This is a genomic window from Alloprevotella tannerae ATCC 51259 (assembly GCF_000159995.1).
Taxonomy (GTDB): domain Bacteria; phylum Bacteroidota; class Bacteroidia; order Bacteroidales; family Bacteroidaceae; genus Alloprevotella; species Alloprevotella tannerae.
In genome coordinates this window covers 84,254-109,044 of the sequence record NZ_GG700642.1, presented here as the reverse complement: position 1 = coordinate 109,044, position 24,791 = coordinate 84,254, and the positions used below count along the sequence as shown (strand labels likewise).

The 24,791-nt window shown below is 43.8% G+C and carries 19 protein-coding genes and 2 pseudogenes; 11 read left to right on the top strand and 10 right to left on the bottom strand.

Translation table 11 applies throughout. The features are described from left to right. Positions 1-551 precede the first annotated feature (551 nt). On the top strand, positions 552-2,042 hold the full coding sequence (locus GCWU000325_RS00510) for a hypothetical protein (RefSeq protein WP_006253907.1): 1,491 nt from the start codon (positions 552-554) through the stop codon (positions 2,040-2,042). Positions 2,043-2,087: 45 nt separating this feature from the next. Here the strand turns inward: GCWU000325_RS00510 and GCWU000325_RS00505 are convergent, their stop codons facing one another. Then, a complete protein-coding gene (locus GCWU000325_RS00505) occupies positions 2,088-2,648 on the bottom strand; it encodes a histidine phosphatase family protein (protein ID WP_006253906.1) in 561 nt (186 codons plus the stop codon). A gap of 64 nt (positions 2,649-2,712) precedes the next feature. Between GCWU000325_RS00505 and GCWU000325_RS00500 the strand changes: the two genes are divergently transcribed. Both GCWU000325_RS00500 and GCWU000325_RS00495 read left to right on the top strand, forming a co-directional pair. After that, the gene (locus GCWU000325_RS00500) at positions 2,713-3,255 is read left to right on the top strand and encodes a DUF308 domain-containing protein (RefSeq protein ID WP_006253905.1); all 543 of its coding nucleotides are present in this window, start codon (positions 2,713-2,715) and stop codon (positions 3,253-3,255) included. Between the two features lie 3 nt (positions 3,256-3,258). Then, positions 3,259-5,028, top strand: coding sequence for an ArnT family glycosyltransferase (locus tag GCWU000325_RS00495; RefSeq protein ID WP_006253904.1), 1,770 nt, complete (start codon positions 3,259-3,261; stop codon positions 5,026-5,028). Between the two features lie 716 nt (positions 5,029-5,744). Here GCWU000325_RS00495 and GCWU000325_RS00490 read toward each other — a convergent pair. Continuing rightward, positions 5,745-6,674 (bottom strand): glycosyltransferase family 2 protein, encoded by a 930-nt coding sequence (locus tag GCWU000325_RS00490; protein WP_040599051.1) that lies wholly within the window; start codon positions 6,672-6,674, stop codon positions 5,745-5,747. 291 nt (positions 6,675-6,965) lie between these two features. Here GCWU000325_RS00490 and ffh point away from each other — a divergent pair, with 291 nt between their 5' ends. The 5 genes and pseudogenes from ffh to GCWU000325_RS00465 all read left to right on the top strand — a co-directional run. After that, complete coding sequence (gene ffh / locus GCWU000325_RS00485) at positions 6,966-8,324, top strand: signal recognition particle protein (RefSeq protein WP_006253900.1); 1,359 nt, start codon at positions 6,966-6,968, stop codon at positions 8,322-8,324. 63 nt (positions 8,325-8,387) lie between these two features. Then, complete coding sequence (gene folD / locus GCWU000325_RS00480; protein ID WP_006253899.1) at positions 8,388-9,266, top strand: bifunctional methylenetetrahydrofolate dehydrogenase/methenyltetrahydrofolate cyclohydrolase FolD; 879 nt, start codon at positions 8,388-8,390, stop codon at positions 9,264-9,266. 169 nt (positions 9,267-9,435) lie between these two features. After that, entirely contained in the window at positions 9,436-10,212 is a 777-nt protein-coding gene (locus GCWU000325_RS00475; RefSeq protein ID WP_006253898.1) for a Nif3-like dinuclear metal center hexameric protein, read from the top strand. 65 nt (positions 10,213-10,277) lie between these two features. Then, positions 10,278-11,105 (top strand): zinc ribbon domain-containing protein, encoded by an 828-nt coding sequence (locus GCWU000325_RS00470; protein ID WP_006253897.1) that lies wholly within the window; start codon positions 10,278-10,280, stop codon positions 11,103-11,105. 264 nt (positions 11,106-11,369) lie between these two features. Further along, positions 11,370-11,630 (top strand): annotated as a pseudogene (locus GCWU000325_RS00465) (IS982 family transposase); the annotation flags it as partial. A gap of 204 nt (positions 11,631-11,834) precedes the next feature. On the opposite strand, the gene GCWU000325_RS00455 reads toward GCWU000325_RS00465, so the two are convergent. Beyond that, positions 11,835-13,604 (bottom strand): MutS-related protein, encoded by a 1,770-nt coding sequence (locus tag GCWU000325_RS00455; protein ID WP_006253893.1) that lies wholly within the window; start codon positions 13,602-13,604, stop codon positions 11,835-11,837. Between the two features lie 386 nt (positions 13,605-13,990). Here GCWU000325_RS00455 and GCWU000325_RS12230 point away from each other — a divergent pair. Further along, positions 13,991-14,897, top strand: a pseudogene (locus GCWU000325_RS12230) (IS982 family transposase). 474 nt (positions 14,898-15,371) lie between these two features. On the opposite strand, the gene nqrF reads toward GCWU000325_RS12230, so the two are convergent. From nqrF to GCWU000325_RS00415, 7 genes are all read right to left on the bottom strand, one after another. Then, a complete protein-coding gene (nqrF, locus tag GCWU000325_RS00445) occupies positions 15,372-16,646 on the bottom strand; it encodes an NADH:ubiquinone reductase (Na(+)-transporting) subunit F (RefSeq protein WP_006253888.1) in 1,275 nt (424 codons plus the stop codon). A gap of 6 nt (positions 16,647-16,652) precedes the next feature. Next, positions 16,653-17,279 (bottom strand): NADH:ubiquinone reductase (Na(+)-transporting) subunit E, encoded by a 627-nt coding sequence (gene nqrE / locus GCWU000325_RS00440; protein WP_006253887.1) that lies wholly within the window; start codon positions 17,277-17,279, stop codon positions 16,653-16,655. Between the two features lie 20 nt (positions 17,280-17,299). Then, positions 17,300-17,935: an NADH:ubiquinone reductase (Na(+)-transporting) subunit D gene (locus GCWU000325_RS00435; RefSeq protein WP_006253886.1), complete on the bottom strand. Its 636-nt coding sequence runs from the start codon at positions 17,933-17,935 to the stop codon at positions 17,300-17,302. Continuing rightward, positions 17,935-18,642, bottom strand: a complete 708-nt coding sequence (gene nqrC / locus GCWU000325_RS00430; protein ID WP_006253885.1) for an NADH:ubiquinone reductase (Na(+)-transporting) subunit C — start codon at positions 18,640-18,642, stop codon at positions 17,935-17,937. The genes GCWU000325_RS00435 and nqrC overlap by 1 nt, the downstream gene beginning before the upstream one ends. Continuing rightward, on the bottom strand, positions 18,639-19,817 hold the full coding sequence (locus GCWU000325_RS00425) for an NADH:ubiquinone reductase (Na(+)-transporting) subunit B (RefSeq protein ID WP_006253884.1): 1,179 nt from the start codon (positions 19,815-19,817) through the stop codon (positions 18,639-18,641). The genes nqrC and GCWU000325_RS00425 overlap by 4 nt, the downstream gene beginning before the upstream one ends. A gap of 50 nt (positions 19,818-19,867) precedes the next feature. Then, complete coding sequence (locus tag GCWU000325_RS00420) at positions 19,868-21,217, bottom strand: Na(+)-translocating NADH-quinone reductase subunit A (protein WP_006253883.1); 1,350 nt, start codon at positions 21,215-21,217, stop codon at positions 19,868-19,870. Between the two features lie 1,059 nt (positions 21,218-22,276). Then, positions 22,277-22,732 (bottom strand): type I restriction enzyme HsdR N-terminal domain-containing protein, encoded by a 456-nt coding sequence (locus tag GCWU000325_RS00415; protein ID WP_006253878.1) that lies wholly within the window; start codon positions 22,730-22,732, stop codon positions 22,277-22,279. Positions 22,733-22,825: 93 nt separating this feature from the next. On the opposite strand from GCWU000325_RS00415, the gene GCWU000325_RS00410 reads away from it, so the two are divergent. Beyond that, positions 22,826-23,602, top strand: coding sequence for an AMP nucleosidase (locus GCWU000325_RS00410; RefSeq protein ID WP_040599044.1), 777 nt, complete (start codon positions 22,826-22,828; stop codon positions 23,600-23,602). 1 nt (position 23,603) lies between these two features. Then, entirely contained in the window at positions 23,604-24,638 is a 1,035-nt protein-coding gene (holA, locus tag GCWU000325_RS00405) for a DNA polymerase III subunit delta (RefSeq protein ID WP_006253875.1), read from the top strand. Positions 24,639-24,791 lie beyond the last annotated feature (153 nt).

Here is a 24,791-nt window from a genome sequence, read left to right as displayed (position 1 = left end):
GTTTGCGCCGAGGCCTGCTGTTGCCTGGATTAAGCAAGAATAAAACACCAATTATAGTTGATGACAAACAAACTTCTGCGCCCGCCGGACGCAAAAGCGTAATGTCCCCTCGTGATGGTACGAATGTCCCCTCGTGAAGGTATAGATCTACGCTCGTGATGAAAAAGGCTTGCGCTCGTGAAGAGAAAATATAGGAAGAAGAACTTCGTCATCTATATTTCGATACTTCATCTTATAATAGTTTGATTTTCAAATAAAAAAAGGCAATGTTATAATGTCGCTGTGGGGCTTGGCAGATTGCCAATGAGTGGATAAGTTGAATTGCTGCGGCGTGCTTTGTTGCTTTTTTATGTGCCTTTCATCGTTTTATGATTTGTCGGAGACTATCGCAAAGCAAAGTTACATCAACTGAATTTGACGCTTTCAAAGTCCCGCTCCTGTGGGTGAAAAATAAAAAATCGCGAGTCGCAGATGAGAAATAATGCACAAAAACTTTGTTTTCGTGCGGATAATTCCTATTTTTGCGGCCGTTTAGACCAATTTACAGGAAAATGAAGAAAATTTACTCAGCGCTATTTGGCTTTATGGTCAGCGCGATACCGTCGTTAGCCGGCGGCTACTTGACCAATACGAATCAAAGTGTGGCCTTTCTACGCAATCCGGCCAGAATTGGTGCCATCGGAATTGATGGTGCTTACTCGAACCCTGCGGGCATAGGCTTTTTAGGCAAGGGTTGGCATTTGTCATTTAACATTCAAAGCGCTTATCAGACGCGAGATATTTACTCTACATTTGGAACTTCGCTGAAGCCTTTTGCGCTGGGCGAGGGTAATAACCCGAACGGAGAAAAGCTGTTTGAAGGACGGGCAAAAGCTCCCTTCTTCCCGACATTCGATGTTGCGAAAGTGTACGACAAATGGTTTTTCTCCGCGCATCTGGGCATTACCGGAGGTGGCGGAAAAGGGAAGTTTACACACGGTTTGGGCTCTTTTGAGAGTCAGGCAGCAATGCTTCCGCTCCTGATTAACGCCATTGTGCCCGGTAGCGTCAAAGGTTATGCCGTAGACGCTTATATGCACGGTCGCCAATATTATTGGGGCGCGCAGTTGAATGCGGGTTACAAACTCACTGATGAGCTTTCCGTGAGTGGCGGCTTTCGTTTTATCTACGCAGATTGCCAATATTATGGCCGCGTAGACAACATGTCGGTTATTACAGCCGGAGGTCAGAAAGTGCTTGCCGGAGATCTGCTGCGCAAAGTTGGAATGACGAATCTGGCGCGCCTCACTGATAATCGCTCGCTCAACTGTTCTACATCTGGTTTCGGACTTACGCCGATTATTGGCGTCGATTGGAAGTTTGGAAAATGGAATCTCTCCGCTCGTTATGAGTTTAAGACGCGCCTACGCTTGAAGAATGAGACCGGTGTAAACTCCAGCGGCTTAGAAGAGTTTGATGATGGTCGCATTATTCCGGCCGACATTCCCGCTATTTTAGCCTTGGGTGGTCAATACGAAGTGTTGCCGACGCTGCGCTTGAATGCTGGAATGCATTACTACTTTGACAAGCAGGCTACACAATATAAACATAGAGAAAAACACCTTGCCGGTGGCGGTTGGGAAGTATTAGCCGGTGTAGAATGGGATGTAAATGATCGTTTGACGCTGAGCCTTGGTGGACAAAGTACGAACTACGGCCTCGGGAAAAACTCCAAATTCATTTCAGATATGAGTTTCGTGACCAATTCTACCTCTGTCGGCTTAGGCGCAAAGGTGAAGATTCGCAAGAATATGGCGCTCAATGTCGCTTATTTCAAGACTTTCTACCAGTCTTATACGAAGTCGATGGACGATTATAATGGTTTGAAGGCCAACTTTGCATCTGTCATTGGTAAAATGGCGCAAAGCGGACAACTTACAGCGGCAGAGTTGGCGGCCGTCCAAAATATCAGTACAAGTTTGCAAAACTTTAATTCTTCCGGCCGCGATCGCTTTAAACGCACCAACGATGTGATCGGCGTAGGACTTGAATTAGATTTCTAAACATACGACAACGACTTTCCAAAACACCTTGGAAAGTCGTTGTTTTTAATTCGCCGTAGCGCCGGTCTCCCCAAGAATAGAGCTTGGTTGCACTTCTTGGTTAATCTGTAAGATTCGTGCTTCTGCATTTTGCATTCTCTGCGTCTCTCGGATTGAGCATTTAGTGACTAAAGCTTGCAAGCAGCGTGAAAATAAGCCGTGAGAGACAGCCAAAATCGTTTCTCCATCGTGGTGCGTCAGCAAATGATGTATAAAAGCCGCGCCTCTCTCCGCCATATGTTCAACAGTTTCAGCCGAAGGCGGTAGGTTTTGTCGATCTACCTCAGCCACTTTCATTCCCGTAGCCGTTCCCCAGTCTCTTTCGCGCAATAAAGGCGTTGTCTGCATAGGCAATTGTAGTTCTTTGTTTAGGATCAAAGCCGTCTCGATCGTACGATTAAGATCACTAACGTACATCTGCGAAAAAGGAATTCCGGTTAACTTCGTTGCGAGTTCTTCTGCTTGCTGCTTTCCGAGCTTCGAAAGATGGCCGGGCATCAATCCTTGCAGAATTTGCTCCACATTTTCGATCGTTTCTCCGTGGCGAACAAGGTATAAACTTACCATAATACTATTTTTTAACGCGAAAATAAAGAATTAAATCCTTATCTTTGCGCCAAGTCATATAATTATGAAGAACTTTTTGCAAGGACGCTTCTTCAGAGCGGTGTGTGCTCTGGCGCTCGGTGTCTTAATTATAATCTACTCAGATGTGATGCCGACTTGGCTCGTCCAAGCCGTGGGCGTTGGATTCTTGTTTCCCGGACTCTATGCCATAGTATCCTATTTTTTAAGTAAGAGAGACGCGGCCCCATTACCGCCTTTACTCGTCTATACCGGACTTGGCACGCTTCTCTTAGGCTTAGTTATGTTCTTGCATCCTGATTTGTTCATACGTTTGATTATGAATATTGTTGCCGTGATGATGATGCTGGGCGGGACGATGCAAATTTATGCCTTGAGCGTAGCGCGTAAGCGCGGAGCGGTGGTCAAATTTCCCCTTTACATCTTGCCTTTCCTGATTTTTTGTGCAGGTTTATTCGTGTTGATCTATTATAGAGAAGTGGCGAGTCTGCCGTTTATCCTTTTAGGCATTGCTTGTATGCTTTATGCGCTGCAAGAATGTTGGTTGGCACTCTCACTGCCAAAAGCAGATAAGGCTTTAACACATTGATGTATGATAGAATCTTCTGCAGAACACAATACACGTCTGACGCGGACTTGGATTTATTTAGCCCTACTGATCTTTATCGTCGGACTAACCATTTTCCCTTTCTTAGGTTTGCAAGATTTCAATACGAAAGGCGAGCCACGCGAAGCCGTAGTTGCTTCGACGATGTTGGAAACCGGCAATTGGATTCTTCCGCGAAACAATGGTGGCGAGACAGCTTATAAACCGCCGATGTTGCATTGGTGTGTAGCAACGCTTTCTGCTCCTTTGGGAAAGGTCTCTGAATATACGGCGCGCATACCCTCAGCTGCGGCTGCTACGGTCTTGGCGCTGATGACTTTCCTCTTTTTTGCAAAGCGCAGTGATGTGCAACAGGGCTTTTGGGCCTCACTTATTTTTCTTACAACCTTTGAAGTGCATCGCGCCGCAGTCACTTGCCGCGTCGATATGCTTTTAACCCTGTTTATCGTAGGCGCACTTTTCCAACTTTATCAATGGTATGAGCGCGATATGAAAGGCGTGCCGCTGTTGGCAATCCTTTTTATGAGCGCGGGGATGCTCGCCAAAGGCCCAGTGGCCGTGTTTCTGCCTTGTTTTGTCACCTTTATTTTTCTGTGGATTCAATCTACAGAAGTCTTGTGGCGCATCGTGCTGCGTTTGATGGGCGTGGCGCTTTTGGCCCTCTTGCTTCCCGCTATTTGGTATTATGCAGCTTACTTGCAGGGTGGAGAATCATTCTTGCAGTTAGTATATGAAGAAAACGTCCTACGCTTCTTGGGTAAGATGACTTATGCTTCACACGAAAACGGGTGGTATTATTATTTCCCCATATTGGCTGCCGGTCTGCTACCTTATACTTTGACCTTGTTATTTGCTATATTTGGGCGCCCCCGCAATGGGGCAAAATACAAGCCGGTGGTAAAAATCAATTTCGTGCGCCGCATTACGGAAGGTTTGCGCAGTATGAACAGCGTAGAACTCTTTTCCTTTTTAAGCATCCTGCTGATTTTTATCTTTTATTGCATTCCGAAGAGCAAGCGAAGCGTTTATATTTTACCTATTTATCCCTTCCTTTCTTTTTACATAGCCAAACTTTTTGCTTATTTACGCAATGAAAAACCTTTTGCCCTACGCGTAACGGGTGCACTGCTTGCCGCGATTGCATTTATCGTACCCTTTGGCGTGCTCGCAGTATGTGAAGGATGGATAAAACCATCTATTTTTCACGGCAAACACGCTGTCGAAAATGCGTTTTTGATGCAGAATCTGGCGGCGATGGACTTTGGTTTCCTGCGCTTGTTGTTTATTATTGCACCGATAATTGCTGCCATTTATTACTTATTTCATTTCCGTGACAGGTTTCGCATCGTTCAGGCCATTTTCATCTTGGTTTTTGGCCTCTATATTTCACTCGAAGGCCTGTTCCTTCCATTGATCCTCAACCCGCGCTCGGATAAAAATGTCGCTGTCCGACTGGAGCAAATCTCGCATCAAACGCAGCGTCCTGTCTATGCGTATGTTCACAGTACGGACGCAAATAATCCGCTTCACTTTTTTACTATTAATTTCTATATGAGGAATCGCTTGCACGCCTTCGACGGAAAGCAAGCAGAAGGACAAATAATCGTGGGAGAAGAAGACTTAAAACAGCTGGAAGCACAATATCCCGCTTTCGTATTTACCCAAAAGGAAAACCTGCATCACCGCAGTTGCGACGTAGGTCAAAATATAGGCTTGTACACGTTTGCGCGCAAAGCGACTGACGTGCAGTTGTAGACTATAATATGATTTATATGAGGCAGCAAATGCCGCCTTTTTTAGCCAAAATTCGCCTTTGTTTGTTGTCAGTACAAACAAAGGCGAATTTTGTGTCAAGGTATGCTTTATAAAGTCTTTATAGGCGGTTCATCCTTTTCAGAATATAAATAATGAATCCCCAAAAGACAGCCCAAGCTATTAATAACTGGATGTTAGTCCACAGACTTGGCGCATCAAAGCAAAAGATGAGTGAAAATACCATCAAAAAACCAATGAGCAGGGATAGAATGATAGAGAAAAACGTCTTCATTGTGTTTGCTTAATTCAGCCTTTCGGCGCATTACCGTGTCTAAAAGTCAAGACAAAAATAGTATATTTTTTCGACATGTCATCTATGAAACCGCTAATTCTCTTGCTACGTTAGCAATCGCTGTAATCCGTCGCATAAAAGTCTGCTTATTGCCGCTACACAACTTGAAGATATTTAGCACAAAGCTTAGTTGGTGTATGTCCGCTCGTGATGGTACGTATTTCCTCTCACGAGCGCAAAGGTGTACGCTCACGAGAGGACACTCTTTTTATCACGATCGTAAATGAAGAAAAAGCGATGTTCTTGTTGGAAACCCAATGCAAGTGGTTTAAAACTAAGTTGGAAGGCTTAGAAGATGAAGCATAGCGCGACAGGCGTTGCGGCGTCTATCGCGCTACATAAGATGGCAGATTGCGAAAGTTTGTCAGACTTTTTGCTCAATAATATATCGCGGGCGGCGTTTGACCTCGGCGTAGATTTTTCCTACGTATTCCCCAATCGTACCCAAGGCCAAGAGGATCGTACCTCCGATAAACCAGAGTGAAATCGTCAAGCTGGTCCATCCGGGAAGCGTTTGCCCCTTAAAATAAACAATCAAACTATAAACGATAGCCAACAGAGAAAACAGCAAAAACAACCCGCCGAGATAAACAATAAGCCGCAGCGGCTTGATAGAAAAGGACGTGATGCCGTCGAGTGCAAAGCTCATCATTTTGCGGAAGGGATATTTCGACTCTCCGGCTTGACGTGCGCGGCGGTCATAATAGACTAAGCTGTGCGGATATCCGAGCGAGTAGACCATTCCTCGCAGAAAGAGGTTGCGCTCCGGGAAGTCCATCAACGATAGCACAGCGCGCCGACTCATTAAGCGAAAATCCGCATGATTATACAGGACATCACCGCCCAGCAAACGCACGAATTTGTAGAAAGCCAGCGCCGTCCATTTTTTGAAAAAAGAGTCAGTAGGCCGGTTGCGGCGAACGCCATAGACAATATCATTGCCATCAAGAAAGCGCGCCACCATCTTCTCAATCACCGTCACATCATCCTGCAAATCGGCATCGATACTGACCATCGCATCTGCTGATTTCGCGGCCACATCCAAGCCGGCCCAGAGCGCACGCTGATGCCCGACGTTGTGCGCCAACTTCAAACCGTGGATATGCGTATCTTCAGCTGCAAATTTCTGAATCATTTCCCACGTGGCATCTTTGCTGCCGTCGTCAACATAAAGCACGTCGGCTTTGAGTTCGAATGCGCTCTCCAGTTGCTTGACCACGGCTGTCAGTTGCTGCGTCGTGTCGATCAAAACCTCTTCCTCGTTGTAACAGGGAACGACAATGGTTATCTTCATAAGGATACAAATGCGTTTATAAATGTGCGTCGGGTGGGCGAGGGGCGCACTTGGTGCCTCCATTCTCCGCTTTACCACCTATCTTTTGCAAAGATAGTGTAAAAGAGCTGTAAGCAAGTAAACTGAGGGCGCTTTCTTTGTGTGTAATAGGCACGACCTCTTGTGTTGAGTGGAGGGCAGAAATACGAAAAAGCCTTTTATTTTAAGGCGGCTTTGCAACTTAGTGGGTCGCTAAAATGGAGATTTTTGCTTTTTATGCTATCTTTGCGCTAAAATAATAGGACAAAATTCATGTTTGATAATTTGAGTGAACGGCTGGAACGGTCGTTTAAGATACTGAAAGGCGAGGGCCGCATCACCGAGATTAATGTTGCCGAAACATTGAAGGATGTACGCCGCGCCTTGCTGGATGCCGACGTTAACTATAAAGTTGCCAAATCTTTTACAGACGATGTAAAAGAAAAAGCTCTGGGTCAGCACGTTTTGACGGCCGTTAAACCGGGCCAATTGCTGGTTAAGATTGTGCACGATGAGCTTGCACGCTTAATGGGAGGCACGGCTGCTGATTTTAATATCGAAGGCCATCCCGCCGTAGTCTTAATGTCGGGTCTGCAAGGTTCGGGTAAGACGACGATGAGCGGTAAGTTGGCTTTGATGATGAAGACTAAAAAACGCCGCCGCCCCTTGCTCGTGGCTTGCGACGTGTATCGCCCGGCCGCCATTGACCAGTTGCATACGCTTGGTGAGCAGATTGATGTGCCCGTTTATAGTGAGCGTGACAACCAAGACCCGGTAAGTATTGCCCTAAACGCGATCAAAGAAGCCAAAGCTAAGAGTTACGACCTCGTGATCGTGGATACGGCCGGCCGCTTGGCTATCGACGAGAAGATGATGACGGAGATCGCGACTATTAAAGAGCATATACGGCCAAATGAGACGCTCTTCGTTGTCGATTCTATGACCGGACAGGACGCTGTTAATACTGCGAAGGAATTTAATGACCGTTTGGATTTCGATGGCGTCGTATTAACGAAGTTGGATGGCGATACGCGTGGTGGTGCGGCGTTAAGTATTCGCACGGTAGTCAATAAGCCGATAAAGTTTATCGGAACCGGAGAAAAACTTGAAGCGCTTGATATCTTCCATCCCGAGCGTATGGCCGACCGTATCTTGGGTATGGGCGACGTTGTTTCGTTGGTAGAGCGTGCCCAAGAGCAATATGACGAGGCTGAAGCCAAGCGTTTGCAGCGCAAGATACAGAAGAATCAGTTTGACTTCGACGATTTCTTAGCCCAGATTTATCAGATCAAAAAAATGGGTAACTTGAAGGAGCTCGCGTCTATGATTCCGGGCGTTGGCAAAGCGTTGAAGAATATAGATATTGACGATGATGCCTTCAAGGGAATAGAGGCAATCATCCTTTCAATGACGCCAAAAGAGCGCAAACACCCTGAAATATTAAACACATCACGCCGTATGCGCATCGCAAAAGGATCCGGTACAACGCAACAGGACGTTAATCGACTCCTAAAGCAGTTTGAGCAGACGCGAAAGATGATGAAGATGATGACAGGCTCAAAGATGGGCAAGATGATGGCGCAGATGCCGAAAGGAAAAATGCCTAATCTGCCCGAAAATTTCCCACAATAAAAGATTTTATTCAAGAGAGGTGTAACCCAACTTCTCCTTTGTTCACATAATAATCCACATACGATGAAAATTCTTGATGGCAAAGCCACGGCTGCTGCGATTAAAGCAGAAATTGCCGAGGAAGTAAAAAGAATTGTTGAGGCCGGCGGCAAACGCCCCCATTTGGCTGCAGTGCTCGTCGGACACGACGGTGGCAGTGAAACCTACGTAAATAATAAAGTTAAGGCCTGCGAGGTATGCGGCTTCGAGTCTTCACTGATTCGTTTTGAAGAAGACGTGACGGAAGAAGAGTTGCTCAATTGCGTAAAGCGTCTCAATGAAGACGACAACGTAGATGGCTTTATCGTACAATTGCCCTTGCCGGCTCACATTTCAGAGCAAAAGGTGATCGAAGCCATAGATTATCGCAAGGACGTAGATGGTTTCCATCCGATAAATGTAGGTCGCTTGATGTTAGGCTTGCCGTGCTTTGTCTCTGCTACGCCGCTCGGTATCCTCGAACTTTTGCAGCGCAACAATATCCCGACGAAGGGAAAGAAATGCGTTATTGTAGGCCGTAGTAATATTGTAGGCAAGCCTTTGGCTACGCTTATGATGCAGAAAGGCTATGGAGATGCTACGGTGACGGTTTGTCATAGTCGGACGGCCAATTTAGCAGAAGAGTGCCGCCAAGCAGATATTCTTGTTGGCGCAATGGGCCGCCCAGAATTTATCACAGCAGAGATGGTAAAAGAAGGCGCTGTGGTTATCGATGTCGGTACAACGCGCGTTAAAGATGAAACGCGTAAGAGCGGCTTCCGCTTGTCGGGAGATGTGAAGTATGACGAAGTAGCTCCGAAGTGCGAATGGATTACGCCTGTGCCCGGTGGTGTCGGACCGATGACGATTTGTATGCTGATGCTCAATACGCTGGCTGCCGGCAAACATACATATTATAAATAAAGGAAGTTTCCCGAGTTTTTTCGGAGAACTTACATTTGATTTACGCTTCTCTATTATTGCCTGCGTGGTGCATTTTTATGCGCCGGGCGATGGTAGAGAAGCGTTTCTTTATCCTTTTGTGTGCTATTTTGACTGTTGTTTGCGCGAAAAGCCTTATCTTTGCCACGAAATGAAAATAAAGGAAGTCGCTGAGGCCCTTGAAAGGTTCGCGCCCCTGCCGCTACAAGAAGACTATGATAATGCCGGCTTGCAGATTGGATTAACAGAGGTGGAAGCATCAGGGGCTTTATTGTGTTTAGACGTGACGGAAGCCGTCATAGAAGAGGCTGCTGCGAAAGGTTGTAATCTTATCGTGGCGCATCATCCTTTGCTCTTTCGCGGACTGAAGCAGGTGAGTGATACGACGCAGGTTGAACGCTGCGTGCGCTTGGCTATCAAGCGCGATATCGCTATTTATGCAGCCCATACCAATTTGGATAATGCGCGCGGAGGCGTTAATTATGAGATTGCCGAGCGCTTAGGACTGCACGATGTAGACTTCTTACGTCCCGAAGGTGAAGGAGGAAGCGGACTTATAGGACGTCTGGCTATGCCGGAAGAGCCATATAGCTTTCTAAAGCGGGCAAAAAATGCTTTTGCGGTCCTTTGCTTGAAGCATAATCAAGGGCCGGCGCGTCCGGTGCAAACGATTGCCGTGTGTGGCGGGTCGGGGGACTTCCTACTCTCAGATGCTATTGCGGCAGGGGCTGACGTGTTCCTGACAGGCGAGATGCATTATCACGCTTATTTTGGCCACGAAAACCAGATTTGGATTGGTGTGGCAGGGCATTATGAGACGGAACAATATACGATTCAGCTGCTTCGACGCATTTTGGAGCACAATTGTCCCGGCTTACCTTTATATGAGACAACGATAAATACGAATCCGATAAAATACATGGTATGATCAAGTGAGACGATGCAGCGCCGACTGCACGTTAAGCTAAGGTCGACATTAAACCTTTTCGAATTATGGCAAAGAAAGATGTTGCAGAAATGTCTGTAGAGCAGAAATTGAAAACGCTTTACCAGTTGCAAACAACCCTCTCTGAGGTTGATAAGATCAAAACGCTTCGTGGCGAACTCCCGCTTGAGGTGCAAGACTTGGAGGATGAGATCGCCGGATTTACTACGCGCCTCAATAAGTATGAAGAAGAGGTCGCTTCAAGAGAGGCTGATATCGAAATGAAGCAACACAAGATAGCGGAAGCCAAAAGTTTGATGGATCGCTATCAAGAGCAGCAAAAGGATGTGAAGAATAATCGCGAGTATGATATGCTTTCGAAAGAAATCGAATTTCAAACACTCGAGATTGAGCTCCAGAATAAGAAGATTGGCGAGGCGCGTGTAGGTATTGAGAAGCGCTTGCAGGAGATTGAAGAGTGCAAGGCAGTGCTTGATGATCGCCAACAAGCTTTAGCCGAGAAAAAAGCTGAACTCGACGATATCGTTGCGGAGACTAAAGCACAGGAAGAGAAGTTGCGCGAAAAAGGTAAAACGCTTGAAGTTCAGATCGAACCGCGCTTGCTGACGGCTTTTAAGCGCATACGTAAAAACAGCCGTAACGGTTTAGGCATTGTCTATGTGCAGCGCGATGCTTGCGGCGGTTGCTTCAATAAGATTCCGCCTCAGCGTCAATTGGATATCCGTATGCGCAAGAAAATCATTGTCTGCGAATATTGCGGCCGCATTATGATCGACCCCGAACTTGCCGGTGTTAAGCCTGCCGAGACACAGGAGGAGAAACCGAAGCGTCGTCGCAAGACCACGACTACACGCAAAACAAAAACGGAAGAATAATCCTTCCACTTAATAGGATAAGAGCGCCTGAGAGTTTTCCGCTTTCAGGCGCTCATTTTTGCGTATACACACTCTAATTATATTGAGCTATATTTCGTAAATAACGTGAGTTCGATGAATTATAAGTGTCTATAGATTTGGCGATTAGCGAAATTTGTTGTAATTTTAAGGTGTTGATATACATAGAATTACAAACAAAAATTGCTATGATCACCGAAGCCAAAGTTTTTCACTTCGTTCAAGGAAACTCCTGAAATATTTTGTATGGCAGACGACTTCTGCAAGTTTTTTGATGCTATGACAACAAAATATGCGCTAAAACCTGCCGGAAAAAGAAAATATCATCGAAGTTCCACGATGTCAAAGGCAGAAGTCATGCTGATAATGATTCTTTTCCACGATTCCGGTTATCGCTGCTTTAAACATTTCTATCTTGAAAAAGTATGCAAGCATCTTCGCCATCTGTTTCCAAAGGAGCCGTGCATCAATCTGCAAAGGACCATTGATACACAGCTTGCTTTGTTCTGAATTCGTCGAACTCACGTTACATTAGGTTGAGTGCTCTAAAAATAATTCCTTGTGCAAACTGTACCTTACTCAATAGTTTGGAACAAACTATTTGATTGATATCTATATGTTCACATTCTATTCCATCCCTTAGAAGGAACCCTTTTAAGTATGCAGGATTAAACATTGGAAATGTTGAGAACGTGTTTAATATGAGAGTTTTCATTTATGTTGTTTTTGCAAAATACAATTGATTAAAAAAGTAGCATTCTTATTCTGGCATACTCCATTGGTTAGTTTGTAAGGATAACTCGGAGGATTTTCTGCGGTTATCTCAAAACAATAGTTCCTTTTAACTCCTGATAATTTCAAAGATGTAACATCTATATCATGTGTTGCTAATACTGTTGTAATCCCATTTTCTACAAAGAAACTCAAAAGTTTTTTAGTCCCTTCTAACTTGTCTATAGAATTAGTTCCTTTAAGCACTTCATCCAGAAAAAGAATTACGTTAGGAGTGTTTAATGCAACGTCTATAGCTTTGTCCAGTCTTATTATTTCAGATTGAAAATAGGATATCCCACCTTTAATATCATCACGAGTTCTCATACTTGTAAATATTTGCGAGTTGGGATTAAAATAGAACTTATCAGCAGGAACACGACATCCATTTTTTGCCAAAATAAGATTAAGAGCTATCGTTCTTAAAAACGTACTTTTACCAGACATATTAGCTCCCGTTATAATAGAAATAGAACCTTTTGAAATCGAGAAATCATTTCCGACACCTGAGTTTCCCAAAAAAGGATGCTTCCCATTTTTCATATTGATTAGCATATTCTCTTGCGGCTTTGCAATGCAATAATCAGCGTGATTAAAATTGAATTGAGCAAAGCTTGCTAAAGCCTCAATCTTCCCTATACTTTCTAACAACGTAGGAAGGCTTGCTAATCTTCTTACTTTCCATCGCTGAAATTTCAGAACTTCCATAACGTCTATCGACAGAAAACCATTCAGAAGCAACCATAAAAAAGGATTCGCCCTCAAAGCATATATACTTTCAATTCGCTGAATTGATTTTAAATCCTCAAGATACTCTTGAGCTATATCACGAATTTCCCGAAGCTCCGAAGCCTTAAAGTTATAAGCGGAAATCTTTTTAATGACAGGCATATAACCTTTATTGAAGTCTATTATTGATTTGGAAACACAAAAGGCTGTTTTAAGCTTACTGCTTAACGCTATCGTTATAAATAATTGTAATACAAATAATACTGTTAAGGTTGCCGATGTGATAGAACTTATTTTTCCTACAAGTATGTAGCTAAGAATAAGATACAGAATCAACAAAAAACTACAAATAGGAAATATTTGAAGCCATTTAATGTTTTTATCTGGCATCGTATTCACATTAGAGTACATGCTAGTTCCCATCACTTTAGACTTAAAGTGAGGAGTTGATAAATAATCCTCACGAAAATCTGACGACAACATAAGCTCGTTTATTGCATCCTGGTCTATATCGTTCTTAGATATTCTTGTGTTCACATTGATCAGCCTGTGTGCAAGAGCTTTCTCACCAGGCACTGTTGTGGTTCGGTTTAATCTTTGAAACAAAGACCCAGGGCCAAATATATCTAAATCATAAGAATATGGCGAGTGTATATCTATATACTCACTGCCGTCTTGAAAAGAAAACTCATTACCCAAATATCCAATCTCATCTTCGTAAAATTGTATCATCTGTTGGTTATGCTCTCTTTTTCTATCAACTCTATTATCTGCATACACAAAAAATAGATAAACAAGAAGGCATATGACCGAGAGAGACAACCATATATTCGGGAAACCATCCAGTCCATTCCATCCAGCAATAAGCATAAGACAAAATGATATTAATTTTCCCCAAACCAAAAGATGGCTTTTCTTAGATAAAACTCTTTGTGCAACCAATAGTTTATTAACCTTATCTACATAATATAATTTACTCATTCTTAGTTTAAAGGGTTTATGTTATTGTCTTTTAGAAGACGATATGCTTGTGATTGGGCAACACCTGAATAAACGTGGTGATGTATTTGGGGCGGAGTGCATATCTTGCCAAAAAGATGCTTAATAAAGTATTTGTATAATGTTTTATCAGACCAAAATCCATAGTATATATTCTCAACAAAAGCACCAGACATCACTTTGGGATAATATGATGTTTGCCCTAGCTCAATAATTTTACTTCCTGTTTCTTCAGCTATTTCAACAGTCTTAAATATTGTATTTAACGTGAGTTCGACGAATTATAAGTGTCTATAGATTTGGTGATTAGCGAAATTTGTTGTAATTTTAAAGTGTTGATATACATAGAACTACAAACAAAAATCGCTATGATCACCGAAGCCAAAGTTACTGAAATATTTTGTATGGCAGACGACTTCTGCAAGTTTTTTGATGCAATGACAGCAAAATATACGCTAAAACCTACCGGAAAAAGAAAATATCATCGAAATTCTACAATGTCAAAGGCAGAAGTCATGCTGATAATGATTCTTTTCCACGATTCCGGTTATCGCTGCTTTAAACATTTCTATCTTGAAAAAGTATGCAAGCATCTTCGCCATCTGTTTCCCAATGTTGTTTCTTATAACCGTTTAGTAGAATTGGAAAGGGAGGTAGCCGTACCCCTTAAGCTTGTTTATCAAGAAGGTCCTCTTGGGCAAATGCACGGGCATAAGCTTTGTTGACAGTACACCATTGCGTGTCTGCAAGAATCAGAGAATACATATTCACAAAGTTTTCAAAGGCATAGCCCAAAGAGGTAAATGCTCTATGGGTTGGTTCTTCGGTTTCAAATTGCATTTGATTTGCAATGAGAAAGGAGAGCTTCTCAACTTTATGATAACGCCAGGAGATATTGATGACCGTAAGCCTTTGGAGTACAAAGCATTCATAGATCTTATATATGGTAAGCTATTTGGTGACAAGGGCTACATCGGCAAGAACCTCTTTCAAAGGCTTTTCGTTGACGGAATACAGCTTATTATCAAATTGAAAAGTAACATGAAAGGAGCTTTAATGAGTGTTTCAGACAGACTTTTACTCAGAAAAAGAGCCATTATAGAAACGGTGAATGATGAACTTAAGAACATCGCACAAGTGGAACACTCCGGACATAGATGCTTTGACAATTTCATCGTCAACTTATTAGGGGCTATTGCTGCCTATTGCCTGTTTCCAAAGAAGCCGTGCATCAATCTGCAAAGGACTATTGATACACAGCTTGCTTTGTTCTAAATTCGTCGAACTCACGTTAAATAGGTAAAAATAGAGCCGGCAAGCGCATAGATTGGTTGCAATCTACGCAAAGCGTTGTCGTAATATGTGTAAATAATTAGTGCGGAGATATAGTCATTCGATTTTTTACCGTGGTGAAAAAATAGTTTCACCACGGTGAGGCTGATTTTTCGCCACGGTGAAACAAAATTATCACCACGGTGAAAATTTAATTAGATGCGTATGTAAGAGTTGCGATAACTATCTAAAATCTTTGAGAATGCGCACAGAAGAATCGGTTTCAAGTATCGTTCTTTAACTAGAAAGAAGAGTGCGGGGCTTCGGTTATGGGAAAGGGAAAAGATAGCCCTTTGCTGCTTAAAAATGATAGCCGTTTATAGGGTGGACTAGGAGGCTGTTTTACCGGCAATGTGTTCGACAAAAAAGAGAGCGTGCCAATCGGCACGCTCTCTTCAAGGGATATGTTGTAGTAAATTATCCTCCAAAATTGTCATACATAATGCTTTCAGGCTCTACGCCAAGACTGTCGAGCATCTTAACGACAGCGTTAGACATCGGACCGGGACCACACATGTAGTACTCGATATCTTCGGGCGCTTCGTGGTCTTTGAGGTATTCTTTCATCATTACTTCGTGCACGAAGCCCGCAGTATATTTCACGCCGGCTGCATCCGCTTCCGGATCGGGGCGGTCAAGTGCTAAGTAGAACTTGAAGTTGGGGAATTCCTTTTCTAATTCTAAGAAATCTTTCAAGTAGAAGACTTCAGACAAAGAGCGTGCACCATAGAAATAGCTCATTTTACGATCACGCGTATTGAGCGTCTTTGTCATGTGCATAATCTGCGCGCGGAGGGGAGCCATACCGGCGCCGCCACCGACCCAAATCATTTCCTTCTTACTGTCGAAGCGCGGATGGAAGTCGCCATAGGGACCACTCATCATAACTTTATCTCCGGGTTTAAGCGAGAAGATATAGCTGGATGCGATACCCGGCATAACGTCCATCATACCTCCACCTTGGCTCTTAGGACGGAAAGGAGGCGTTGCGATACGTACCGTCAGCATAAAGCGGTCGCCTTCTGCCGGATAGTTGGCCATTGAGTAGGCGCGTATAGTAGGCTCGGTATTTTCGCACTTGAGGTTGAGAATGCCAAATTGCTCCCAAGTTTTAATATAGCGTTCGCCGATAGAGGCCTTATCAATGTCTTTATCGAAGTCCATCTTGAACGTGGGGATCTTAATTTGTGCATAAGAGCCGGGAATGAAGTCCATATGTTCTCCTTCGGGAAGAGCGACAATAAACTCTTTGATGAAAGAAGCCACATTGTTGTTGGAAATAACGGTACATTCGTATTCTTTTACGCCTAAAACGCTCTCAGGTACTTGGATAGAGATGTCTCCCTTTACTTTACATTGGCAGCCGAGGCGGAATCCTTCTTTTATCTCTTTACGTGTGAAGTGACCTTTCTCAACATCGAGAATTTCACCTCCGCCTTCGACAACTTGTACTTTACACTGGCCGCAAGATCCCTTACCGCCGCAAGCAGAGGAAAGATATACGCCATTCTCAGAGAGGGTGGAAAGGAGTGAGCTACCTTGAGCTACTTCTAACTTCTCTTTGTCGTTAATGGTGATAGCAACCGTTCCGCTCGGCATAAGGTAGTGCTTAGCCGTTAAAAGTATAACCACGAGAACAAGAATGATCCCGAGGAAGACTGCAATACTGCTTATAATAAATGTAATGTCCATCGTGATTTAGATTTTCAAGCCGCTAAAGCACATAAATGCCATTGACATCAGGCCTACCGTTATAAATATAATACCTAATCCTTGCAAAGGTCTGGGGACATTCGTATAAGCCATCTTTTCACGAATCGCTGCTAAAGCGACGATGGCCATCAGCCAGCCAATACCTGAACTAAAGGCATAGATAAATGCATCAAATAATGAGCCGATATATTGCGAGCTCGTAGGATCCATGTCTATACGCTGCTGCATAAAGAGAGAGGCTCCCATAATAGCACAATTGACGGCAATCAAAGGTAGGAAGATACCTAATGCAGAATAGAGGGAGGGCGAAAAACGCTCTACAAACATTTCTACAAGCTGCGTCATACCTGCAATAACAGCAATGAAGAGTATGAAAGAAAGGTAAGTAAGATCTACGTCGCCAAAGATTCCCCCCGGTTGTAATACTTTCGTTTGCAATAAGTAGTCGACCGGTACTGTAACCACTAAAACGAATGTTACGGCAACACCTAAGCCGAAAGAGGTCTTTACATTTTTGCTTACAGCCAAGTATGAGCACATACCCAAGAAGGAAGCGAATATCATATTATCCACAAAAATACTGCGGACGAAAAGACTAAGTGCGTGTTCCATTTTGATTATGAAATTGACTGTTAATTATTCAGATCTTCTTCTTTTACGATACTTCTGTGCGCCCAGATGACGCAGCCTAAGATGATCATAGCCATTGTAGGCATCGTCATCATACCGTTGTCAACGTAGCCTGCATCGTAAAAGCTTTGAGGTATGATAGAGAAGCCGAAGAGCGTGCCACTACCAAAAAGCTCTCTGACGCCACCAACGACCACTAAGATCCAAGCGTAGCCCAGGCCGCTGCCGATACCATCAAGGAAGCTCTCCCAAGGTTTGTTCATCATTGCAAAAGCTTCGAGTCGCCCCATCAAGATGCAGTTGGTAATGATAAGGCCGACGTAGACGCTAAGCTGTACGCTTACATCATAAACAAAGGCTTTCAGGATCATACTCACGATGGTAACCAATGCGGCTACGACAACGAGCTGAATGATGATACGAATGCGATTCGGGATAGTTTTGCGTATCAGTGAAATAATTACGTTGCTGAATGCAGTGATCACCGTAACAGATAAGCCCATTACTATAGCAGGTTCCAGCTGCGCGGTGACAGCAAGTGCAGAACAGATACCCAATACCTGTATTAAGATCGGGTTGTTCAAGTTTAAAGGTCCGGAGAATACTTTGCGATTCTCTTTTGAAAATAAGCTGCCCATTACTTGTCGTTATTTTGTAAGAAGGCTTTGTAGAAGCCCAAGTATTCTTTAATCATATTCTCAACCCCGTTTGTGGTCAAAGTCGCTCCGGTAATACCATCGCATTGCGTGGTTTTATCTGAGGCTGCTCCGGCTTTCACAACTTGCAGCGTAATTTCGCCGTTGTCGCTGTAAGCTTGCTTCTTTTGGAAAGTATTTTGGAAATCCTCATCCTTAATACGAGAACCAAGACCAGCCGTCTCACTTTCGTGATCGAAATAGGTCCCAAAAACGGTCTTCTTGTCTTTGTTGAGCGCAATGAATCCCCAGATTGGTCCCCAAAGGCCTTTACCTACCATTGGGAGAACATACTTTGTCTCTCCATTGACCTTACATATATATATAGGTAGGTTGTCTTTCGACATATCCTTTCTGCTGACGGTGAAGCCATCTTTATCCTTCTGCGTGCCATCTTTAAGGATATTGCCTTGAGATGTGATGATTTCATCAGCGACCACTACTTCTTTGTATTTCTCTTCGACTTGCTCTTTGCTGACGTTTCTGACGTTTAGTGCAGCTAAGATCTGCTGTTTTTTGTCGATGCGTTCGTTGGCTTCTGAGCGGCTTTTCAAAGCGCTATAGCAGAAAGCTAAGAGGAAAGCGACAATTACTACGACAACAATCGAGTAAACAATCGTGTAAACGTTGCTGTTTGTATTCAGTTTCATAGCGTATTACTTTTAGCGCGTTTAGCTCTCCTCTTAATATTGCTTTCTACGAAGCAATAGTCAATGAAAGGAGCCCATACATTCATAAACAAGATAGCCAGCATCATACCTTCCGGGAAACCGGGGTTCAATACGCGGATGATGATAGCCAAAGCACCAATGAAAAAGCCATAGATGAATTTTCCTTTCTCTGTTCTGGCACTCGTCACCGGGTCTGTTGCCATAAAGACTGCACCGAAGCAGAAACCGCCCAAAGCCAAATGTTCGTACCAAGGGATGTTTGCAATCGCGTTGTCTTGAATATGTAAACTATTGAACAAGAAAGCGACTAAACCACCTCCGATGAATACGCTCAACATCGTCCGCCAAGAAGCAATGCGTGTCCATAATAAGATGACTGCGCCAATGAGAATCGCGATAACGCTTGTTTCACCGATAGATCCGGGCATAAGTCCGACGACCATATCTGTAAACGTCGTAGAGAAAGGCTGATTCGTGCTGGCTTGCGTCAGCGGAGTAGCCATCGTTACTGCGTCTGTAAGGTTCGGGTTGCCTAATCCGAAGAAAGTATCTTTGGCAATCCAAATCTTATCGCCGGTCATATTGCCCGAATAAGAGAAGAAGAGGAAAGCACGTGCAACTAAGGCCGGATTAAAGAAGTTCATGCCCGTACCACCAAAGATTTCTTTAGCGAAGATGACGGAGAATGCTACAGCTACGGCCAGCATCCACAAAGGCAACTCGATAGGCACAATCATAGGGATCAGCAAACCGGTTACGAGGTAGCCCTCGTTGATCTCTTCATGTTTATATTGTGCTACGGCAAATTCGATACCTAAGCCGACCGCATAAGATACGACGATCTTGGGCAGCATAATGAGGAAGCCGTAAGCAAACATTTCCCAAAAGCTTGCGCCTACGACAGCCGGGGGCGTCATATAAGTTTGGTAACCGATGTTGTACATCCCAAAGAACAGGGCCGGCAGCAACGCAATAATGACAAACGTCATAATACGTTTTGAATCGATGGCATCGTGGATGCTCACACCGACCTTTGCAGTCGTATTCGGCACCAATACAAAGGTCTCCATACCTTCAAAGACCGAGTGGAAAGCGTGCAACTTCCCGCCTTCTTCAAAGTGAGGCCTGAGTTTGTCGAAAAATGATTGAAGCATTGTGTTTCGTTATTGGATTTGCACCCATAAAGGGCGAATCAATTTATTATTTAGCTATTTTCCTTTCTTAAAATATCCAGGCCTTCACGCACAATGCGCTGCAATTCGAGCTTGGAAGAGTCGATATATTCTGCCACGGCAAAGTCTTCGGGCGCTACTTCGTAGATACCCAATGCTTCTTGGCGGTCAATATCGCCCGTAATGATGGCTTTGATCAAAAAGCTTGGCAAAACATCCATCGGGAATACGCGTTCATATTCCGCACTCATAATCATATGGCGTTGCCCGCCTTTGATACGACAGTCGGGATTGTATTTTTTCTTCCCAAAGAGCCAAGAGAAATAGCTGCGACTGGTAGAAAACTCGTTGAAGCGAGGCGCAATCCAGCCAAAAACTTCGTGTACGTTGTCGCCTTCGGGCAGAGCGCAAACTTCCGTAGTGTGAGCGCCGACGTAGCCTTCTAAGTCTGCTTTGCGGCCCACAAGCGGGTTGCCGTCGATAATACGAACGTGTTCCGCGGTCTTCAGTTGCTCTTTAAGTAGGGTTTTCAATGAGGCACCCAACTTAATTTCATAATAGCTCGGGTCTTGAACCTCAGCTCCGGCCACAGCGATGCGGCGCGTGAAATCTAACTTTCCGGTTTGTGCATAACGACCAATGAAGATGACCTCTTCGGCTCCGATCGTCCAGACTATATCTCCTTTGTTAATGGGGGAGATATGGTTGATTTGTACGCCAACGTTTCCTGATGGATTGGGACCATCAAAGACGTTAACGTCAACGCCGTCAGTCGGGACAAAGTCTTGACCGACTTGATCCGGAGAAATACCCAAATGCACTTTTGCCAAACGGGAGAGCACTGTTAAACCAGCCTTAAAAGCTGCTTCCTGACCTTTTACGACAAAGGAAAAGTCGGCGGCTAAAGGCATCTTGCTAAAGGCCGAAACGAAAATAGCTTTAGGTGTGTCTTTGGGCGATGCTGTGATCGCGTAAGGCCGTTGTTGAAGAAATGCAAAAAGACCGGTTTCCAGCAATTTTTCAGTTACTGTTTCCGGCGTGTCTTTGTCCAAATTTAATGGCGTAATCGCTTTCTCCTGTTGCTCTGCATCCGGAGTAATAATAATGCGTAAGAGTTTGCGACGTTCGCCGCGCACAATCGATGTCACTGTACCACTAACGGGAGCTACGAACTTTATGCGCTCTGTTTCTTTATCCGCAAACAGCGTATCGCCAATCTTAACGTGATCGTTTTCTTTCACCTGAAGGCGAGGAACAATCCCAAGAAAATCTGTTGGCTGCAAGGCGTATGTAGCAGATGGCGCCGCTTGTTTTAACGTAAGCGGTGCTTCTCCTATAAGCCTCAAGTTCAACCCTTTCTTAAGCTTGATTATGGGTTTCATACATATCGGTTTATTTGACGTCTGCAAAATTAGGATAAAATAGCCGAAACTCCACAAGAAAAGGCCGAATTTTCTGGAGTATACTTTACAGAAAGAACATTTTACGCGTTCCGAGTCTTATCCTAAAGTCGTTATGTGTCACTTATTCGTTTGGGAATAAGAGATATAATCTAACTTTCATTTTGTTTTATTCATTTTACTCACTCTTTTTCTATCAGACTTGTTCTTTATGTAATTTCATGGAGGATTAAGCAGGGCAGAAGTATCGTCTTTCCATTGGCTACGCTCCGGCTTCTCATCCGTCTCTCTATCTTTTTGCGCAAACAAACAGATGTGTGCTTACACGTGACAAAGTCTAGGGTAATGGCTTTTTGATATTGCCAATTTATATCTGTCATAGTTTGTTGAATCGTTAGTTTTCAAATCTGTGAAAGGAGTTTTTTTGTGATAGATCTAAAAACAGCCGCTTTTCGGTCGCAAACGATTGTTGTTTGCTGCCGCCAAACGATAGTTTGCCGAGACCAAACGATGGTTTGCTGGGGCCAAACGATAGTTTGTTGGGACCAAACAAAAGCACTATGAGGCCAAACAATAGTATAATAAGATGTGTAGAGGAGGAGACGGGGCCATTGTTTGTGATTAGTGCTCGTGCAGTAGTCTTTCTTCATTCCTTGCCTCTTTTTAGCCCTATTTCTTGCGTTCGTATATACGAAGCTTGGGACTATATGTGGCGTGATGGAGCAGATATGTGAATGTATAGGCAAACTGAGATGTTTATAGTATAGCACACGCAGCTTTTGCTCCCGTCTTTTGCAGCGGGTTGGTTTGTTTTTTCAGAGGGCGGTGGCGAGTGGTCAGCAATGGATAGATAATATTTGCTATCTATTGAACTCGTAAGTCGGTCTGCTTGTTGAGAAAAGTAATTTGCGGCAGTGGAGGGGAGGAAAGAAGAGGCAAAACAGCGTAAGTGCTTATTGATAGGGGCAATAAGTACTTGTATATCAATAGACAAGAAGCCTAACTCCTGTTTGAAGAAGCAGGGTGGAGGAGAATAGAAAGTTAAAGTGCATCATAGTTGGGCACTTCAGAGAGATATTTGATGCTGTTGTCGGTATAATTTAATTGGCAACAATAATGTGTTAATCCATTACTGACGATAAGGTAATCAGCTCGCAACTTGCTATTGTAAGCAGAAATCTGCTTAAATACTTTTTCGGTAATAGGCACCTTGGGAGCCTTATATTCTATAATCATGCGGGGACGGGATCCGTCGCGATCAAAAAGAACCGTATCGCAACGGCGTAGGCTGCCATTGAGCGGCAGACTGATTTCGTTTTGAAGCAGTGCGGAGGGATAACCTTTTAGCTCAACTAAATAATGTACGAAATGTTGGCGGACCCATTCTTCGGGCGTGAGTCGCACATAACGTTTGCGGAGAAAATCAAATATATCGTAGCTCCCGTCAAGACGCTGCTTGATTTTTGTATTATAAGTAGGGAGATTTAATGAAATCATTTTTCTAATTTTGCACACTAAAGAATATTGTCTGCTGATGAAAAGACTTAAATAATAAACCTTTCTAAGGGGACAATGCAAAAGTACGAATTTATGATGACACGTGAAGGAATTGTCGGGAATTGGCTGCAGCGCTATACCGGAATGAAATTGGAGGATTTTGGAGAGCATATTCTTCTTACGAACTTTAATCATTATGTGGATCTTTTCTGTGATCAGATGGAGACAAAATCGGTTGGGTTTGGCGCTAATATGAGGGCCGTGACGGCAAATGGGATTACTATGATTAATTTTGGTATCGGGAGTCCCAATGCTGCGCTGATTATGGATTTGCTGAGTGCGGTGCATCCTAAAGCTTGCCTTTTCTTAGGAAAATGTGGCGGCATTTCGGATAAAACTCGCTTGGGCGATTATATTTTGCCCTTGGCCGGTATTCGTGGAGAAGGAACTTCGAATGACTACTTCCCGCCAGAGGTGCCTGCGCTTCCGGCTTTTATGCTGCAACGTGCAGTCTCAACAGCGCTACGAGACAATAATCATGATTATTGGACGGGGACGGTTTACACAACGAACCGACGAGTTTGGGAGCACGACGAACGTTTTAAAACCTATTTGCGGGAGACGCGGGCAATGGCCGTAGATATGGAGACGGCTACGCTTTTCTCTTGCGGCTTTTATAATCATATTCCTACAGGAGCTTTGTTGTTGGTGTCTGATAATCCGATGGAGGCTGATGGCATTAAGACGGAAGCCAGCGATAGAAAGGTAACAAATAACTTTTCTGAGACGCACGTCAGGATTGGTATAGAGGCCATGCAGCTTATTATGGATCAACGACGCACGGTAAGGCATCTGAAATTTGACTGGTAAGATGGCTTTTGTCGCAAAAAAGAATGCCGGTCCTACGTATGAGAGCATCGCTCGGGAAATAAACGCTGGGGTTTTTAAGCCCGTTTATTTCTTAATGGGAGAGGAGAGCTACTACATTGATCGCCTTGCTGATTTGCTCGTATTAAAGGCTTTGCGCCCTGAAGAGCGTGATTTTAATTTAATCACGCTTTATGGGGCCGATGTTGTAATAGATAATGTCTTGGATGCAGCCAAAGGCTTTCCGATGGGGGCGCCTCGGCTTGTTGTGCTAGTAAAGGAAGCTCAGAATATAAAAGACTATGAGCGACTAGAATATTATCTCAAGCAGCCGCAGGCCTCTACCATTTTAGTGTTTTGTTATAAAAATGGTACGATAGATCGACGCAAGAAGGGTATAGCCCTTTTAGGAAAGGTTGGCGTTCTTTTTGAATCAAAGCGCTTATATGATTCGCAGTTGCCATCTTTTATCAATGCTTATCTTGCATCTAAGCAGAGGAAGATAGAACCAGCCGCCTTACAATTATTAATAGAGTATGTTGGCGCAGATCTTAACCGTATGGCGGCAGAGCTAGATAAGCTTTGTCTTTCTTCACCATCAACGGCGCTTTCAATCTCTGTTGCTTCTGTGGCTGCGATCATCGGGGTGAGTAAAGAATACAATCTTTACGAGCTACAGGATGCGCTTGCTCAAAAGGATGTACTGAAGGCTTATAAAATTGAGAAATATTTTGACGGAAATCCTAAGGAATTTCCAATTCAACGAACCTTGCCAACTTTGTTTCGCTTCTTTTCAAATTTGATGTTAGCGTATTATTCTATGGATAAAACGGAGAGTGGAATAGCGTCGTGGGTCGGAGTGAGCGATTGGCAGTTCAGAAAAACGTATGCAGTCGCTATGCGAAATTATAGAGCTGAAAAAGTGATGCGGATTGTTGCTGAAATTCGTCGTACAGATGCTCGCTCAAAAGGGGTAGGGAGCACAACAATTTCTTCAGGAGAGTTGATGAAGGAGCTTCTCTCGTTTATTCTTTATTGAGTATTTTATGTAAAATATTTTCTTGCTAAATAGATGGCGTAAAGCGGCAACTTTGAAATTTCAAAGTTGCCGCTTTAATTTGTCGCTTACATCGTTTAGACTAAAATGTCTGCGCTTTCAGAACTGCCTTTTCTATCAAAATGGTTTCCTGTT